Genomic DNA, 16,656 nt, shown 5'->3' with positions numbered 1-16,656 from the left:
TCGATCGCCTGCTTTCGGTAGTGGATGGCAATCCATGGCCGGAAACGTTTCCCATTCGCTCCCGTCGGCGATCTTCGCGGCGACCCTCCTCTCGCTCCCAAGCTTCGCCGCCGAGCCGGATAGCGGCCCCGGGTGGGTCCGTTTTCCTGGCGGCGAGGGTCCAGGGGCTGGCAGACATCTTGTGTTCCTCGCCGGAGATGAGGAATACCGATCGGAAGAATCCCTGCCCATGCTGGCCAAAATGCTCAGCGTGCGGCAAGGCTTCGACTGCACCGTGCTCTTCTCCGTCGATGCGCAAGGCATCATCGACCCCAATCGAGGAGACTCACTCGGCCATCCCGAGTCCCTCGACTCCGCCGAGGCCATTGTGATGCAGCTCCGCTTCCGCAAATGGCCGGATGCGGTGATGGCCAAGTTCGATGCCGCCATGAAACGCGGTGTGCCCATCATTGGCCTGCGCACCTCGACCCACGCCTTCCAACTGCCGGAAAGCAGTGCGTTTTCACGATACAACCGCTTCGGCCCCGAAGTTCTTGGCGAAGGCTGGGTGAGCCACTGGGGACACCACGGTCATCAAGGCACCCGTGCCCAAACCAATACGAACATGGAGAATCACCCCCTCCTCCGCGGAGTGGGAGAAATCACCGGCCCCACCGACGTCTACGAAGCTCACCCAGCAGAAGACGCCACCATCCTCCAACGGGGACAGGTCATGGCGGGCCTGACCGCCGATTCCGCGCCCGCCACGGGGGAAAAACAACGCGACGACGGCGTCACCCAAGCACTGAACGAACCCATGATGCCCATCACATGGACTCGCGAAATGCCTCTCGCTTCCGGCAAAACTCGCCGTGTGCTCTGCACTACGATGGGCGCCGCAAGTGACCTTCTCAGCCCTGGACTGCGCCGCCTGATCACCAACGGAGTGTTTTGGGGCCTCGGCATGGAAATCCCTGAAACTCTATCCACCGATCCCGTCGGCCCCTACCACCCCAGCGACTTCGGCTTTGATCGCTTCCGGAAAGGCATGACGGCCGCAGATCACCTCCTCACCGCTTCCCTCCCTTTCGATCCTCAGGACGGTGCCCGTATCGCCCTGGTCGGCGGCAGCCTGGCCGCACGGATGGACCTTTTCGGCGAATTCGAAAGCCGGATCCATGCCCGCTTCCCGGACAAACACCTCGTGATCCGCAACTTCGCCCGACCTGCAGACGAAGTGGGCATCCGAATTCGCCAGGATCACTACACCGCCCTCGGCGACCCCTTGGAGGTCTTCTCCCCCGAGTGGCTGCTTTGCTTCCACGGCTTCAACGAGTCCATCGCCGGTCCTAAGGGCGTGACTGACTTCAAATGGGCCTACCATCGGTATCTCGATGAAATGGGCGATCGCTATCTCCATGCAGGCCGCCGACCCCAGTGGATCCTCCTCTCCCCCACCGCGTTCGAACCCACCGGGAATCCGGACCTCCCCGACGCCGATGCCGCCAACGACCGCCTTCGACTCTATGTTGATGCCGCTCGCCAAGTCGCCCAAGAACGCGGCCTTCCATTTGTCGACCTCTTCGAACCCACCCTTTCGCTGTTTTCCCGCGAGGCCGACATGCCATTCACCATCCAAGGCGTTCACCTCAACCAGAACGGCTACCAATCCTTGGCCCAGATTCTTTGCGATGCCCTGTTCGGACCGGGAGAGCCCACCTTGGAACCCGAAGCCTTTCACCGGCTTCAACGCATGGTTCAGGAAAAAGCCTGGATCCACCGCCAGGACCATCGAATGCTCAACGGTTGGTACGTCTACGGTGGTCGGAATACCTACGACAAAGAAACCTTCCCACGGGAGTTCGAAAAAATCCGGGCAATGGTCGCGGAACGGGACCGCGTGGTGTGGGCCCTGGCTGCAGGTCAGGAAGCCACGCCCGACGACTCGTCCACCGGTGAGCTGTTCGTTCCACCCACAAATTTTGGCAACGTCACCTACTCCGAACCCAAAGAGCTGAAATATCTCACCCCGGAAGCAAGCATGGCCACCATGACCGTGCCGGACGGATTCGAGGTTCAACTCGTCGCCAGCGAGAGAGAGTTCCCTGAACTGGCCAAGGCCTTTCAAATCAACTTCGATCGCCACGGTCGACTGTGGGTCCTGTGCTCACCTTCCTATCCCCAATGGAAGCCCGGCGATCCCTTCCCCTCAGATCGGCTGCTCATCCTCGATGACGTCGATGAAAATGGACGCGCCCGGCGATGCACAACCTTCTACGATGGCCTGACCACCCCCATGGGGTTCGAGTTTTGGAACGGCGGGGTGCTCGTCTCTAACGGAGGAAGCATGCTATTCCTCAAGGACACCGATGGCGATGACCATGCCGACATCGTGGAACAAGTCTTCGACGGATGGGCCACCGATGATTCCCACCACACCGTTGGCGCCTTTGAGTGGTCGAACGACGGGCTCCTCCACATGGGCGAAGGCCTGGCCATGCACACCGCCGTCGAAACGCCCTGGGGACCCCATCGCGCCATCTCCCGCAGTGGAGTCCACATCCTCGATCCCCGCTCGTGGAGCCTCCGCCACTACGCGACTCCCGGCTACGGAAACCCCTGGTGCTATGTATTCGATCAGTGGGGCAATGGCTTCGTCGGCGATGGCACGACGCCTCAACAACATTGGGACAGTCCACTGAGCGTCGCCACCGGCGCGCACGCCGGCATTGCCCCCTTATCCGATGGCCAAGGAATGCGTCCCAATGTCGGCAATGAGTTCATCATCAGCCGCCACTTTCCCGATGAATGGCAGGGCCGCTTTGTTTACGCATGCGTCAACAACATGCGCGGGCTCACCACCTTCACTCTGGGTGATGATGGAGCTGGCTTCCATGGCGCGCGCGCCCCCATGGACCTCCTCAAAGGAGACGATGCGAATTTTCGCCCCGCCGATCCCCATATCGGACCCGATGGAGCCCTCTATTTCGCCGACTGGCATACGGCGCTTCTCGGACATATGCAGTACTCGCAGCGCGATCCAAACCGCGATAAAACCCACGCCCGAATTTATCGATTGGTCTGCAAGGATCGCCCACTGCTGGAGCCCGTCACCCAAGCTGGAAAATCGCTTCCGGAATTGCTTGAGCAACTTCGTCAACCGGAATGGCGCACCCGCTACCGCGCCCGCCGCGAACTGCGCGATCGCCCACGGGCGGAAGTCCTGGCCGCCGTGGAGTCCTGGACCTCGAGCCTGGAAGATACCGATCCCGAAGGTGACCGTCTGCGCTGCGAGGCCCTGTGGCTGCAGCAGTCCTTCCACGCCGTCGATGAGTCCCTCTTAAGGAAGACCCTGGCGGCATCGACCGGAGAAGCCCGGGCGGCAGCCTTGAGGGTCATCGCCGACGCGGCAGCAAGTCCCGTGGGAAGCCTCGACCACGGCCCCCAACTGCTGATGGAGCATGTGACCGATGCTGCGCCACGGGCCCGCCTCGAAGCCATTCGTGGACTCAGCTTTTACCCCAGCCTCAAAACAGTGAACACCGTACTGCACGCGGCGGATGCCGGAAGCGACCGCTGGATCGACCACACCTTACGCTCCACCCTCATCGGAATGGAGTCGATTTGGCGACCCTTGCTGGGAAGTGAGTCGTTGGCGCCAAACCACCCAGATGGCCTCCGCTATCTTGAGGCTCTCGACAATGAACGACGCCCTGGCGGACGAGCCTTACCGGCACTGAAAAAGCTCCTCGCCGGAACCGCAGACCGGCCGCGCGAACAAGCGGCACTCGTCGCCACCGGAAAGGGCGTGGCCCCACGTGGGGAAGCCGTCGTTTCCCGCATGTGCTCCGCCTGCCATCAAATGAACGGCAAGGGCATCGACTTCGGCCCCTCCTTCGACGGAGTTGCTTCCCGCCTCACGCGTGAGGACTTGGTCATGTCGATCATCGATCCGAACGAAGCCATGAATCCCAGCTTTCTGGTCAATAATCTGGAACTCATCGACGGCACCGCCCTAAGCGGCTTTGTCCCATCGGAAACCGCCGAGACCCTCGACTTCCGTCAAGCAGACGGCACTCTCCGCTCCATTCCTCTGTCAGAGGTCCGCAAACGGGATATCCTCCACCAGAGTTCCATGCCAGAAGGTCTCGGAGCAGCGATATCTCCTCAGGAATTCCTCGACGTCATCGAATTCCTCAGCGGTCAGAAATAGCCTCAAAACTCTTCATCTCGCATCAGCCTGCTCAGCTCTCCTACGCCGCTTTTTTTCTGAACCCTCAAGCGAAACCCGTCTGGCTTCCTCGACCCGCTCGCGCTCGTTCCGTCGACAGGCTCGGCACATCACAGCGATCGATTCCATCTCCCCAGCGATTTCTTCATCCCACCACATCTGATCTTTCGCCTTCCAACACCCCTGAGAACCGCAAGCCCGGTACGTGAAACGGAAATCCAAGTAAACGTGCCCCCTCCACGTAGGCACCCCCATCGAACCGCATTCTCTTTCGAGAACGTTGGTGCATCAGAGTGGAAAAGATTTCTCACCGTCTCGCCATTCTCCTTTTCATGCCAGCTTCGAATTTGCAGGGGATTCTCCCGCCTGCGACTTCCCCGACCCTTCGACTCGACTCGGATGCCACCCCTTCTGCAACTCCACCTTCTGGTTCTCCTCATCACCTCGACCGGGATCCTCGGGCGATTGATTCAGCTCCCACCAGAGAGCATCGTCGCTTGGCGCACCCTTATTGCGGCCATGGGAGCCCTAACAATTGCGAGAGGCTTCCGTCACCAACCCATCGGTTTGGGTGCCCGCCGGATCGCCATTCTTCTAGGCGTAGGAGCCATCATGGGCCTCCATTGGATTTGCTTCTTCGCCGCCATCAAGCTGGCTAACATTTCGATCTGTCTTGCCGGCCTCGCCACCATTTCGCTGTTCACCGCGTTTTCCGAACCCCTTCTTACCCGCAAGCCCATTCGCCCTTACGAAGTCATGCTCGGGCTCTTGGTGCTCGCAGGAATCATCCTGATCGCCGGATTCTCCAAAGGCTACCTCGCTGGGCTGATGGCGGCTCTCGCCGCCGCCGTGCTGGCCTCGATCTTTCCCGTCCTCAATCGCGGATTGGTGCAACAAGGCAGCGACCCTCAGGTCATGGTGGGTTGGGAAATGGTGGGCGCATTTCTGATCACTCTTCCGCTCATCGGATTCCGCATCGCCACCGGAACGGGCGGTTGGCTTCCCACTCCCACCGATGGGGGCTGGCTGCTCATCCTGGCCCTGGTCTGCACCGTCTTCGGCCACGCATTCCATATCCACCTGCTTCGCCGCATCACCGCCTATCAGGGTAACCTCGCCTTCAATTTTGAACCCGTTTACGGCATCCTCGCCGCCGGATTTCTCTTCGGAGAGTGGCACGATCTCCATCCCGGATTCTACGCCGGAGCCCTGACCATCATCGGGGCCAATCTGCTCCATCCTTGGTTGGAGAAACGCCAACGCAGGCCCCTCAGCGAGCCATCGGCGCCCAGTTCCCCATGACGGCTGCACCGGCCTCACGCGCCCACGCATCCGCGGCGATCACGCTTTCCAGGGAGCTGGCCTGCCCCCATGAGTGCCGATCCATGACCTCGCTCACCAATTCCCATATTCCCGGAAACGGGAGCTTTCCGTCCACAAACGCAGCCACGGCCACTTCATTCGCCGCATTGAAAACAGCGGGCAAGGTGCCTCCCGCCAATCCCGCTCGCCGAGCCAACCCAAGCGCCGGGAACACGTCATCCCGCGGTGCTTCAAAATCGAGCTTCGCCAGCTGGGCAAAATCGATTCGCTCCAGCCCTCCATTGAGCCGATCCGGCCAGGTCAGCGCATACTGAATGGGAAACACCATGTCCGTCCGGCTCAACTGCGCGAGGACCGAACCATCAATGAATTCCACCATCGAATGGATGATGCTCTGGGGATGAACGATCACATCGATCCGCTCCATCCCGATCCCGAACAACCACCGGGCCTCAATCATTTCCAAGCCTTTGTTGAACAAGGTCGCAGAATCGATCGTGATCTTCGGTCCCATGTCCCAGGTCGGGTGCTTCAGAGCCCGCTCCACCGTCACCTCCGCCAGCTCCGCAGCCGGCGTCTGCCGAAAGGGACCGCCGGAAGCGGTCAAAATCAGCCGAGAAACCTCATCCACCCCACCCCGATGACCCTCAAGACATTGGAAAATCGCATTGTGCTCCGAATCGACCGGAAGAATCTTCACGCCGTGCTTCTCGGCCGCCGTGGTGATCACCTCACCCGCCATCACCAAGATCTCTTTCGAGGCGACTGCTAGGTCCTTGCCACATTCGATGGCTGCCAATGCGGGATGAAGCCCGCCCGTGCCCACGATCGCCACCAGCACCATATCCGCCTCCGCCAGGCAGGCTAATTCCACCAACCCTTCCGCACCGAGGTGAACCTCCACCCCCGCAGGAAGCCGTGCCCGCAGCTCAGCTTCCTTGGAGACATCCGCCAAAGCCACATGCTTCACCCCGGTTTCCCGGACCTGAGCTACCAGCTTCTCGACACTCGCATTCGCCGCCAGCCCGATCAGTTCGATCTGCTCCGGCAAACGACGCGCGACCTCCAAGGTCGAACATCCGATCGATCCAGTCGATCCCAGCAAAACCACCTTCTTCCGTTTCATCCCACCCATTTCAGATAGAAGTACAGCACAGGGGTGGTGAAGCAAAGAGAGTCAATCAGATCGAGAGCTCCTCCGATTCCCGGGAGCATGTGCCCCGAATCTTTGATTCCGAGACTGCGCTTCACCACGCTTTCCGCCAAATCACCGACCACCGCCAACAGCGCCAAAACCAAGCTCAATCCCACCACCGCGCCCCAACCACCAAGCACGTGCAAACCGGTCGCAAATCCCGGCATGTCCTTGTGGAAAATCGCATACAACCCGCACCCGGCGAGCAGCGCGAAAAACATCGCCCCCCCAAAACCCTGCCAGGTTTTCCCGGGACTCACATGAGGGATCATCTTATGCTTCCCAATCGCTGAACCGACAATGTAGGCGCCCATGTCGGTGAACTTCGTCACCGCGATCACCCACAATAGCAGCGCCGCTCCCGGAACCTCCCCCTCCCCCGGAACCGCAAAAACAATCCGCGCCGCAAAATTGAACAAAAACGGCAGATACACGAATCCAATCAGGCTCGATGCCACCGCCTGAAGCGGCTCCGTCCCACGAATCGGATGCCTCAACTGCAGCGTGAATGCCCCCGCCGTCGCCACAAAAATCGCCGCACCGTCCAACCACTCCGGCACTCCTCCACCCCAAAACCCCAAAAGGAACAGGTAGAGGACCACCGAGTAGACCACCGCCAACAACCACCCGAATCGCGGGAAGCACTTCATCCCCCCAGCCTTGAGCATTTGGAAATACTCCACGCTCGCCAAAATCGCCAAAAACCCGACCAGACCGACGTAGGCCCAAGCCCATCGGCTCGCAAAGGCCAAGCCCACCACCGCCCACAGCCCGAGGGTGCTCGCCGTCCGGCGGATGAACACCGCTCGCTTGCCATTTGCCTTGGAGTTTTCGCCCATTATTTGAACCGCGGGCATCCAATCGACTGAGACGCGTGAGGGCAAATCATTCCGTCGCGCAACCTTCCTTCGAAACCCGGGTTGCATGAATCAGAAGCGGGCGGCCGCCGCGTTCCAAACCAGATAACCAAATCGAAACGCAAAGATTCATTGACCATGAAAACGATCCACCTGCTCAGCACCCTCGCCCTCTTCTCCGCGAGCGCATCTCTCCTCCACGCTCAAGAAGGACCTCCAGAAGGAAAAGGCAACCGGGGCCCCCGCAACCTTCCGCCCGAGCTGATCAAAAAATACGACACCGATGGTGACGGCAAACTCAGCAAGGAAGAAAGCACCGCCATGCGTGAGGAAATGAAGGCCAAGCGCGAAGCCCTCGTGAAAAAATACGACACCGACGGCGATGGCAAACTCAGCCCGGAAGAACGCACTGCCATGCGCACTGCTCTGAAAGCTCAATACGACGCCATTCTTGAGAAATACGACGCCGATGGCGACGGCAAGCTCAGCCCCGAAGAACGCAAGGCCGCTGCCGATGCAGGCGAAGAACTTCCCATGGCAGTCGGCATGGATGGCCCCCGCGGACCTCGCGGCGAAGGCCGTCAGCGCCCGAACCGCCAAGGACCCCCTCCAGCTCCTGAAGAAGAAGCCGGAGAATAATCCTCTCCCTTGCATTTTGGGTTCATAGCAACAACGCCCCGGTCACCAAGGCCGGGGCGTTTTGTTTTTCCCACTACTCCCATTCCTGCTCCACCGCCCTCAACTCCAAGTGCAGGCGGTTCCATATCTCCGTCCGCGGTGCCAATTTCGCCTGCCGGTCCGCCAAGCGACGCCGGATGCCAATCAATCCGCGACTGTAGATCTCAAAAACCTCTCGAATCGCCTCCGCGTGGCACTCCCGTAGCGGACCCGAAAATCGCCCGACCCCATCACTCAGATGCTCGCGAATTCGGGCCACCAATCGCCCGCGCGAAATCCATGCTGCCAAAATCCACACCACTCCGATTCCCCCAACCAACACCGATGTGATTCGGACGACGGCATCTTTTTCTAAAGTCCCACCAACCCCCAGCGCGATCACCAATAGAAGCCACAAAGCGAACCAACCCTTCAGACGGCGGGCTCGCTCCCGCACCGGACCATCAATCGCTGCCCTCACCCGCAACGAAGCCAGCACCCCTGGCAAGGCCCGCTCAACATGTGCGGCAAATCGCTCCTCCATCGTATCGCGAAACTCCATCACCGTACTGGATGCGCCAGGATCGATCCCCATCCGCTCTACCACTCGCGGTCGAACGGTCGACCAATGGCCTTCGCATTCCTCCACGATTCTCTGAAAATCCCGCTTCGCAAATGCCTCCACATGCGTGTTGAGGCGTTCCGCAAAGCCCGTTTCCAACGCCGTCCCCACGGACTCGCCAAACAAAAGTCCGCGGATCGTTCGGAAAACTCCGAGCTGTTTTCCCAACCGCGACATCAACCGCTCGATCTCCCCCTGATAAATCGCACGCTCTCCCGCCAGCACCTTGTCGGAATGCTGAATCAGCAACTCCCTCAACTCATCCGACTCCCGCTCCAGACTCGTCAAAAACCAGCCATCGTCCGCCATCGTTCGCCCCTGACGATCCAGCCCGTCCTCAATCTCACGGAGTCTTCGCAAAGCTTCGTGGAACCCCCTCTCCATCGCGTGACGACTCTCCACCGATTCGCAAAACCTCGCCTCAAAACAACTTTCCAATTCCGCCAAATCGGCAGGACCTTCCGATGGGCACGCCGCGATCGCCAAAATCGGCAACGCACGTCCGACCTTCTTCAGACACAAGTCCGTCATGTGCCCGCGAATCACTCGCAGATCTTCCTCCGACTTGCGATCTGCACGCTGCACCACCAAAGCCGTACGACCCAAAGCTTCATCGGACAGCGAACTCACCCATTCCCAGCTCGCCGCCGTCCAGGTGTTCTCCGCGGGAAACACCACCAACATCAAATCTGCAGCCTCCCACGCAGTCAGCTGGGCAAACAAATCATCCCGCACCGGACCATTCAGCCCGGGCGTATCGACCCACTCCACCTCTTCAAAAACCGGCGCCGCCGACCGCACCACCTCCCCCTCGAAAAGAGCCGTCGCTCCCGCACCGCGGTAAACCACCACCTCTTTCGTCGTCGGCAGGGGACCCGAAGGTGCCACCTCCTGCCCTGCCATCGCATTGATCATCGCCGACTTGCCGGCATTGACCTCCCCCACCATGACAATGCGTCGTGGGCGCATCAATTCGGACAGGGCCTCTCCCGGCATCAACCGGGATTCGAGACCCACATCCTTCGCCAGAGCTTCAATTCTCCGGCGGCAGTCTAACAACCGGTCTCGCGTCCGGTGGAAACGCTCTCCCCACATGGCGCCAGCGGCACGGTCGTCGCGGCCTTACTCAGCCGGAGTGTTAGCAGCTTGGGCGGTAGCCTCCGCAGGCTTCATCGCCAGCAGTTGCGAGACAGTGACGAACTTGTAGCCCTTGCGGAGCAGTCCATCGAGGGTCGCCGGCATCGCGTCGACCGTGGGTGCGTGGAGATCGTGCGATAGCACAATGGCCCCAGGAGTGGTGCCGCTCAGGATCCGCGAAGTCACCACAGAGGGACCCGGGCGCTGCCAGTCGCGGGGATCGACGGACCAAAGAATGGTAGGATAGTTCATCTCGGAATGAATCCATTCCCGCTGGCGTTGAAGCAGGGCCCCATAGGGCGGACGCAGCGTCCGCGGCTGAACTCCCGCAGCACGCACAATCGCGTCCCGGGTCTTCGTCAGCTCCGTGCGCACGGCGTCGTCGCTCATCTTGCTGAGATTCCCGTGGGTGTAGCTGTGGTTTCCGATCTCATGACCCTCCGCCACAATTCTGCGAACCACCGCAGGGTAAAGATCGACGTTGCGCCCGATCACGTAAAACGTCGCCTTGATATTGCGCTCACGCAACATATCGAGCAAACGAGGAGTGTTCTTCGGGTGAGGACCGTCGTCGAAAGTCATCGCCACATACGGATCCGTCACCGACACCCGCGAAAAACTCACCCCAGCATCCTTGCTGAAGTTGGCGGGCAGATGCATCGAAGGATTTCGTGGCACCGGGCCCGTCGTGCGAGGCGTCGTATACGTCGGATTGGACGGACTCTTCACCGGAGCAGCGGACTCGGACGGAGCCACCGGAGAAGAGGTCGAAGCCGTGGACTTATCGGCATTCGAGCAACTTCCCAACGTGGTGCCGAGAATCCAGCAGGCAAGGAAGTGAGCAGCGAATTTCATGCAGGAGCGCAGTGGGGTGCGAAACATCGGATTGAACCGATGATGTCCTCTCGATGAGAGATGTCACGCCCCCATTTGCGACGTTAATTCAGATCCAGCGACCTAGCAGGGGCTTGAGCATCGCCACCCTCTCTTCCGGCCAAAACTCTCTGGGCGTCATGATCGCGCCATCCAGAGCCCGGTGCTCCGGCCACTCCGCCTCCGCCGGAATGGCAGGAATCGCTGCGGCAATGATCCGCTTGGCCAATGCCACATTCGCATGGAGATGGGCAATCACCGCCTCCGCCGTCACCGGCTCCTCCTCCACCTTCCAGCAATCGAAATCCGTGATCATCGCCAGAGTCGCCATCGCGATCTCCGCCTCCCGCGCCAATTTCGCCTCTGGAAGATTGGTCATCCCAATCACATCAAATCCCAATTGGCGATTCGCCTCGCTTTCCGCCCGCGTTGAAAAGGCCGGGCCATCCATGTTCACATAGGTCCCCCCATCGTGAACCACGCCCCCTTCGGCCACCGCCGCTTCACGCAAAATTCCCCGCATCCCAGCACTCACCGGCTCCGCAAAGGAAACATGCCCGACAATCCCCCCACCAAAAAAAGTATGATGCTCCCGCCGGCTCGTCCGATCAAAAAATTGGTCGGGCAGCACCACATGGCGTGGATGGTATGCCTCCTTCAAGCTGCCGACCGCCGTGACGCAGATCAAAAACCGCACTCCCAACGACCGCAGGGCCCACAAGTTCGCCTGATGACGGATCTCATGCGGTAGAATCCGGTGTCCCCGCCCATGGCGCGGCAAAAACCACACCTCCCGGCCCGCCAGCATCCCACCGACCAAAACATCGGAAGGGTTTCCAAAAGGGGTTTCCACCTGTCTCTCCTCCGACTTCTCGAAACCATCGATCTCGTAGAGCCCGCTGCCGCCAATGATTCCAATCGCCGCTGCCATGCCAGCCCCTTGCACCCAGGCCGCCTTGGGATCAATGCTAAATCCCCGCCTCTCCCTCCCATCTTCATCTTCTCTTCAAAAAACTCCGCCCGGACGGCGCTATCCTCAAAACCGTCGTGATCGAGCCCCGCCGCGAAATCCCGGGTCGCCTTGCCGCCACCCTCTTCCAATTCAAAATCCGGATTTTTCAGATCCGACGGTTTCTCGTCGATCTCCCTCGGCCTCCTCCCCGACATCGCTCGGGAGATCGCCTCCACCAAGCGCCCATCATTGCCGAAGTCCGATCCCTCCTCTGGAACAAACTGAGTCCCGAGGAATTTCCCCTGACGTCTGGCAAAATCCACAACCTGCGACTCGCAGCCCGCGCCCTCCATGGCTTGGAAATCCCCGCAGGCGCTACCTTTAGCTTTTGGCGTCAACTCGGTCGCACCACTCGCCGGCGCGGGTTCACTGCTGGTCGCGAACTTCGCGAAGGATGCCTCGTTCCCTCCATCGGCGGCGGCCTCTGCCAACTCACCGGCCCCCTCTATCAAACTGCCCTTGCCGCTGGATTTCAAATCATCGAGCGCCATGCCCATTCCCGAGTCATTCCGGGTTCTGCCGCTGCCATCGGGCTCGATGCCACCGTGTTCTGGAACTACGTCGACCTGCGCTTCGCATCCGACTTCATGTGGCGGCTTGAGGTCGAACTCGATGCCACCCACCTCATCGTCCGCATGCGCAGTGCCATGCCTGGCGAAGCCCCTCAACCCCATCCCATCCCACCCGACCCTCCGCGGCCGATTTCTCAAGGTGATTGCCTCACCTGCGGTCAAACCTCCTGCTTCCGACATCCCTCCGCGACCTCAGCTCACCGCCCGGCACTCGGCCATACCACCTACCTTCTCGATGCCTATTGGCCCGAGTTCCAGGATGGGTGCAGCCAGCACTCCCAACCGGGCGACCGCTGGCTGACGCCTCTCGATGGCCATCGCTGGAACAAAACCAACTACCAATGGTCGCCGCCCACCGGCACTTCGATCGCACACGCCACTCTCACCACCCTCCTGCGCGCTTGGCGACAGCGACGTCTTCCGGCCCAAGGAGCCTCCCGCCAGAGCTTTCTCCTCAAGGCCGATGCCGAACTCGCCGCCGACTTCGCCAAACGCATCGACCCCCAATGTCGCCATCTAGTCATCGCCCAAAACCTCCTCCCCCACCTATGGCGCCTGGGCATTCTCGGAGGGCGCACCTTTGATGTTCTCCTCCACCGTTGGCCGCTGGAGGAACTGCACCGCCGCTTGGATCAGGCCGCCCTCCATCATCAGAAATCATCAACCCTCAGCGACTTTCGCGCCGACCCCCAGCTCGTCCGCGACGAATCATCGGCTCTCGCTCGCGCCGGGCGTTTGATCACTCCTCACAATGCCCTCGCCGACTGGGCCGGAGACCGCGCCTGGCGCCTGACCTGGGCTTTGCCGACGCTCACCCCGACCCCGCCCGAAATCGCTTCGGATACCAAGTCGAGCCTTCCCCGTTTGTTTTTCCCTGCATCTCCTTTGGCCCGAAAGGGCATCCACGAACTTGCCGCAGCCCTCCGCTCTTTTCCCGCCGAACTTATCGTGCTCGGCCATGCCCGCGAAAACCCGGATCTCGATCCCCTAAAGGGCCTCTCATGGCGGCAAGGAACCCTCGCCGACCTTTCCTCCTCTCGCGCTCTTGTCCTTCCCGCTTGGGTGGAACACGAGCCTCGCATCGCCCTCCGGGCTCTCGCTATGGGCATCCCTGTCGTGGCCACCCGCGCTTGTGGACTTCCGCCTCACCCTTTGCTCACCGAGATCGACGAACCCGATTCTCTCACCGGGTGGCTTCAAAACCTCCTGGAAGTTCCCGTTTCGTGAATCCCCGGCGCCTCCTCCTGCTTGCGCTCCTAGGAGTCGTCCTCTGCCCCCTGCTCTGGCGGAGTGGACCAGGCTCCGAAAACCGCCCTCGCTCGATCCCATCCGCCACCACGCCAGGCTCCCACTCATCATTGCCCTCCTTCCCACCCTTGAACGAATCATCCTTCTCCCCCGCACCCGAATTCGATCGTGCTCAAAACGCGGCCCAACGAACTTACCCCAGCCTGCTGCGGCAACTCACCCCACTTGGACTCCACATTGGCGATCCCATCCTTCTCCGTGCATTCAAGGAGGAACGCGAATTGGAGATCTGGCTCCAGCCGCGCTCCCGGGAACCCTATGTTCTTTTCCGCACCGACCCCATCGCCGCGCTCTCCGGAACGCCCGGACCCAAACTTGCCGAAGGCGACCAGCAAGTTCCCGAGGGCTTTTACGACGTGGGACCCCAAGCCATGAAACCCGACTCGGCATTCCACCTCGCCTTCAATCTTGGCTATCCCAATGCCTTCGACCGTTCCCTCCAACGCACCGGGTCCTTCATCATGGTCCACGGCGGAGATCAATCCATCGGTTGCCTCGCCATGACCGACGCTCGCATCGAGGAAATCTACACCCTCGCTGCCGCCGCCCTTCAAAAAGGCCAGACGCGATTTCAAGTCCAGATCTACCCTTTCCGCATGTCCCCTGACCGCCTTGACCGGGAGTCCTCATCCCCGTGGGTCGATTTCTGGCGCAACCTTGCCGAAGGCGACGCCCTGTTTGCCCGACATCATCTGCCGCCGACCGTCCAAGTTCAGAATCAGCGGTACCACTTTTCCCTCTGAGAAAACGCGCCCACCATCCGTTCTTGTGTCGAAGACCACAAGCGACTACCAACTCGCCCGCAACGCGCCCGTAGCTCAGTTGGATAGAGCACCCGCCTTCTAAGCGGATGGTCACTGGTTCGAATCCAGTCGGGCGTGCTTCTTTTACAACGCCTTACACAGGACCCTCAGGCGACAACCCTTTCTACTGCCCTTTCACTACCCTTATTTCCTGGCAATTGTTTCAAAGTGCATCGGGTTGCACTGGCCAGAAATGGCGATGACACGGGAGCGGAAATTTCTGGGTCGAATCCGCCAGTGATCGGAGAAGCCTCGAGTGTTCCTATGCGCTTCTTTGCGTCTCGCATTGACCGGAGACCTCGGCAAAAATGCCTGCTCCCGACCCTCTATTGGCACCGCGAGCCATTCAGTTGCTGCCCTCACCCAGCACCTTCCGCGCATGGCCCAGCGATCGAGTAAGCTCCTTCCGAGAGCCAAGGGCGACCATACCAGCTTCCAACAGTCCCCTACTCTGAATCTCAGGCCGCCTAACTAGCGATTTCTTCTGAGTTTAGGTCGATTCAATCGGGTGCGCCGCCATGTCCGGCTTCCTTCTTCGTTGGTGGGCTACTTGCGCACAAAGACCTGCGACTCCCCATCTTCAGACCAATAGTAGCAGGTTCCTGCGTCAAAATCCCATTCTCCGACTAATCGAACTTCAGCACCCGACTCGCGCCATTCTACTCCAGCCATTTGGAGCATCGGGACGGGAATCTCACCGAGGTTTTGTCCTCGCGAATCAATCATTCTCACCCAGCACGGCTTGTCGCTCGAAGACCCCGGGGACATCGAAACGAACGATAAATAAGTGGGATATGACCAAATGGCGGTATATCGCCCTGTGGGATCAATCTCCCTAGAGGCTTCCGTCCGATGAAAAGGGAATCCGACAATTGCAAGGACGGCAGCCGCCAAGCTAGCAGCGACAATGATGACTCGCTTCTTCATTTCTGTCGATCGTCCTGGCCTGGCACCCGCTACCGGGAGCGCGCATCCGACTCTGGATCAGTTTTCCCTTCCTCCCCCAGCCTCGTCTCCGAAGCGGTAGCGGGTTGTCCAGCGCCGACTTGTTCGTCTTGTTCTTCTTGTTCTTCTGGAGTGACCACGAGAAGACGAGCGCGGTCAGAAGTGAAGCCAATCATCACCTTGAAGCGATACCAATTGCCGGGATGATCGTCGGGGTTGCTCGCGCCATCCACCAAGCTTCCGCGAGCAACGAACTGGATGGCCGGCCCCTTCTTCCAACTTAGGTCCTCATCGAAGTGATAACGCCCTCCTTCGATTTTGTTGAACCGCCCTAAAATATTGAGCCGAAAGTCGGGCAGAGGAACTGGCCTCACGCTGTCGGCATCAAGTCTATATATCGCGAGATTCATCGTGGTCTTCGTGCCATGCTCGACGAGTGCGAGGTATTCGGAATCTGGCGACCACGATACGGCTGTGTATCCTCCATACCCAGAAGCAGTTGAGAATATCCGTTTCTCGCCTCGCATTACGATCAGGTTCCGAACTCGAAACTCATCCTCTGCGACCGTGACCCTGTAGCTCCCGTCTGGCGAGGGAAAGGACGAGTCACCCTTCGCCAGCTGGACGCAGATTAGAAACAGGCAAGCTGGAAGGTGCGACCTCATTATTTGGGACGAACGTCAGAGCTGTGGCGGCCCGGGTCCCCATGACGGCGGTTCCCACAGCTCATGTAGATTCCTACCAACCGGGCGGACGTCCAACAAGCCCGTGGTCTAGGGTCGTCCACCAGCGGCTCGTTGGGCATTGGTTTTCATTCGTGTCCTGCTGCTCTTCGGGCTTCGAGCTTCCTCTTCTTCTCGGCGGCTCTGCAACTGCGACATCGAATCGCGGTAGAGTAGTAGGGCGCTCCAGAAGCCTCGTAATACCACGCCTGATCTTCTGCCTTCCAAACCTGCTGCTCCCCGCAATCCTGGCATACGAAGGGAAGATCGTCGAAATAGGTGGGCCGGAAATACGACCCGCCCAAATTGAGCTGGCGCGGCATGTACCACAACAAGATCAAGACCGCCGTCGCCCGCGAGTTGTGCGCCTTCGTCTGGGAACTCGGCACCCGTTTCGAATCGCAGCAACCCCAACCCTGA

At 60.1% G+C, this 16,656-nt stretch carries 13 protein-coding genes and 1 tRNA gene; 6 read left to right on the top strand and 8 right to left on the bottom strand.

What is annotated here, in order from left to right; translation table 11 throughout:
- Positions 1-34: 34 nt before the first annotated feature.
- Entirely contained in the window at positions 35-4,192 is a 4,158-nt protein-coding gene (locus HNR46_RS17510) for a DUF7133 domain-containing protein (RefSeq protein ID WP_184021188.1), read from the top strand.
- Positions 4,193-4,204: 12 nt separating this feature from the next.
- Here the strand turns inward: HNR46_RS17510 and HNR46_RS21560 are convergent, their stop codons facing one another.
- Positions 4,205-4,465 carry a zinc-ribbon domain containing protein gene (locus HNR46_RS21560; protein WP_425491706.1) on the bottom strand — a complete coding sequence of 87 codons (261 nt, stop codon included), beginning with the start codon at positions 4,463-4,465 and terminating at the stop codon, positions 4,205-4,207.
- 144 nt (positions 4,466-4,609) lie between these two features.
- On the opposite strand from HNR46_RS21560, the gene HNR46_RS17500 reads away from it, so the two are divergent.
- Positions 4,610-5,512 (top strand): DMT family transporter, encoded by a 903-nt coding sequence (locus tag HNR46_RS17500; protein ID WP_184021182.1) that lies wholly within the window; start codon positions 4,610-4,612, stop codon positions 5,510-5,512.
- On the opposite strand, the gene HNR46_RS17495 is transcribed toward HNR46_RS17500, so the two are convergent.
- Positions 5,481-6,659, bottom strand: coding sequence for a 1-deoxy-D-xylulose-5-phosphate reductoisomerase (locus HNR46_RS17495; RefSeq protein ID WP_184021179.1), 1,179 nt, complete (start codon positions 6,657-6,659; stop codon positions 5,481-5,483). The two genes, HNR46_RS17500 and HNR46_RS17495, sit on opposite strands and share 32 nt — an antisense overlap.
- Entirely contained in the window at positions 6,656-7,567 is a 912-nt protein-coding gene (locus HNR46_RS17490) for a phosphatidate cytidylyltransferase (RefSeq protein ID WP_184021176.1), read from the bottom strand. The genes HNR46_RS17495 and HNR46_RS17490 overlap by 4 nt, the downstream gene beginning before the upstream one ends.
- A 156-nt stretch (positions 7,568-7,723) precedes the next feature.
- Here HNR46_RS17490 and HNR46_RS17485 point away from each other — a divergent pair, with 156 nt between their 5' ends.
- Positions 7,724-8,224 (top strand): EF-hand domain-containing protein, encoded by a 501-nt coding sequence (locus HNR46_RS17485; RefSeq protein ID WP_184021174.1) that lies wholly within the window; start codon positions 7,724-7,726, stop codon positions 8,222-8,224.
- A gap of 73 nt (positions 8,225-8,297) precedes the next feature.
- On the opposite strand, the gene HNR46_RS17480 is transcribed toward HNR46_RS17485, so the two are convergent.
- The 3 genes from HNR46_RS17480 to mtnP all read right to left on the bottom strand — a co-directional run bounded on the left by HNR46_RS17480 (position 8,298) and on the right by mtnP (position 11,805).
- Positions 8,298-9,959, bottom strand: coding sequence for a dynamin family protein (locus tag HNR46_RS17480; RefSeq protein ID WP_184021171.1), 1,662 nt, complete (start codon positions 9,957-9,959; stop codon positions 8,298-8,300).
- 27 nt (positions 9,960-9,986) lie between these two features.
- Positions 9,987-10,856 carry a polysaccharide deacetylase family protein gene (locus tag HNR46_RS17475; RefSeq protein ID WP_246418180.1) on the bottom strand — a complete coding sequence of 290 codons (870 nt, stop codon included), beginning with the start codon at positions 10,854-10,856 and terminating at the stop codon, positions 9,987-9,989.
- Positions 10,857-10,944: 88 nt separating this feature from the next.
- A complete protein-coding gene (gene mtnP / locus HNR46_RS17470) occupies positions 10,945-11,805 on the bottom strand; it encodes an S-methyl-5'-thioadenosine phosphorylase (RefSeq protein WP_184021168.1) in 861 nt (286 codons plus the stop codon).
- A 116-nt stretch (positions 11,806-11,921) separates the two neighbouring features.
- Here mtnP and HNR46_RS17465 point away from each other — a divergent pair, with 116 nt between their 5' ends.
- From HNR46_RS17465 to HNR46_RS17455, 3 genes are all read left to right on the top strand, one after another.
- Positions 11,922-13,685 (top strand): VanW family protein, encoded by a 1,764-nt coding sequence (locus HNR46_RS17465; protein WP_184021166.1) that lies wholly within the window; start codon positions 11,922-11,924, stop codon positions 13,683-13,685.
- Between the two features lie 149 nt (positions 13,686-13,834).
- Positions 13,835-14,509, top strand: coding sequence for a murein L,D-transpeptidase (locus HNR46_RS17460; protein ID WP_184021164.1), 675 nt, complete (start codon positions 13,835-13,837; stop codon positions 14,507-14,509).
- A gap of 64 nt (positions 14,510-14,573) precedes the next feature.
- Positions 14,574-14,647: transfer RNA gene (locus HNR46_RS17455), tRNA-Arg, on the top strand.
- An 878-nt stretch (positions 14,648-15,525) separates the two neighbouring features.
- On the opposite strand, the gene HNR46_RS17450 is transcribed toward HNR46_RS17455, so the two are convergent.
- Both HNR46_RS17450 and HNR46_RS17445 read right to left on the bottom strand, forming a co-directional pair.
- On the bottom strand, positions 15,526-15,924 hold the full coding sequence (locus HNR46_RS17450; RefSeq protein ID WP_184021162.1) for a hypothetical protein: 399 nt from the start codon (positions 15,922-15,924) through the stop codon (positions 15,526-15,528).
- Between the two features lie 401 nt (positions 15,925-16,325).
- The coding region (locus tag HNR46_RS17445; RefSeq protein ID WP_221285251.1) for a zinc-ribbon domain containing protein at positions 16,326-16,656 on the bottom strand (331 nt) is incomplete at its 5' end.

Source organism: Haloferula luteola (assembly GCF_014201715.1).
Classification (GTDB): Bacteria; Verrucomicrobiota; Verrucomicrobiia; order Verrucomicrobiales; family Akkermansiaceae; genus Haloferula; species Haloferula luteola.
This window is presented reverse-complemented; position numbering and strand designations above follow the sequence as displayed.

What these genes read in the sequence shown, in the direction of transcription:
- HNR46_RS17490 (WP_184021176.1), bottom strand. Translation starts at nt 7,567, where the DNA reads ATGGGCGAAAACTCCAAGGCAAATGGCAAGCGAGCGGTGTTCATCCGC.
- HNR46_RS17475 (WP_246418180.1), bottom strand. Translation starts at nt 10,856, where the DNA reads ATGAAATTCGCTGCTCACTTCCTTGCCTGCTGGATTCTCGGCACCACG.
- HNR46_RS17500 (WP_184021182.1), top strand. Translation starts at nt 4,610, where the DNA reads ATGCCACCCCTTCTGCAACTCCACCTTCTGGTTCTCCTCATCACCTCG.
- HNR46_RS17495 (WP_184021179.1), bottom strand. Translation starts at nt 6,659, where the DNA reads ATGAAACGGAAGAAGGTGGTTTTGCTGGGATCGACTGGATCGATCGGA.
- HNR46_RS21560 (WP_425491706.1), bottom strand. Translation starts at nt 4,465, where the DNA reads ATGGGGGTGCCTACGTGGAGGGGGCACGTTTACTTGGATTTCCGTTTC.
- HNR46_RS17450 (WP_184021162.1), bottom strand. Translation starts at nt 15,924, where the DNA reads ATGAATCTCGCGATATATAGACTTGATGCCGACAGCGTGAGGCCAGTT.
- mtnP (WP_184021168.1), bottom strand. Translation starts at nt 11,805, where the DNA reads ATGGCAGCGGCGATTGGAATCATTGGCGGCAGCGGGCTCTACGAGATC.
- HNR46_RS17510 (WP_184021188.1), top strand. Translation starts at nt 35, where the DNA reads ATGGCCGGAAACGTTTCCCATTCGCTCCCGTCGGCGATCTTCGCGGCG.
- HNR46_RS17485 (WP_184021174.1), top strand. Translation starts at nt 7,724, where the DNA reads ATGAAAACGATCCACCTGCTCAGCACCCTCGCCCTCTTCTCCGCGAGC.
- HNR46_RS17480 (WP_184021171.1), bottom strand. Translation starts at nt 9,959, where the DNA reads ATGTGGGGAGAGCGTTTCCACCGGACGCGAGACCGGTTGTTAGACTGC.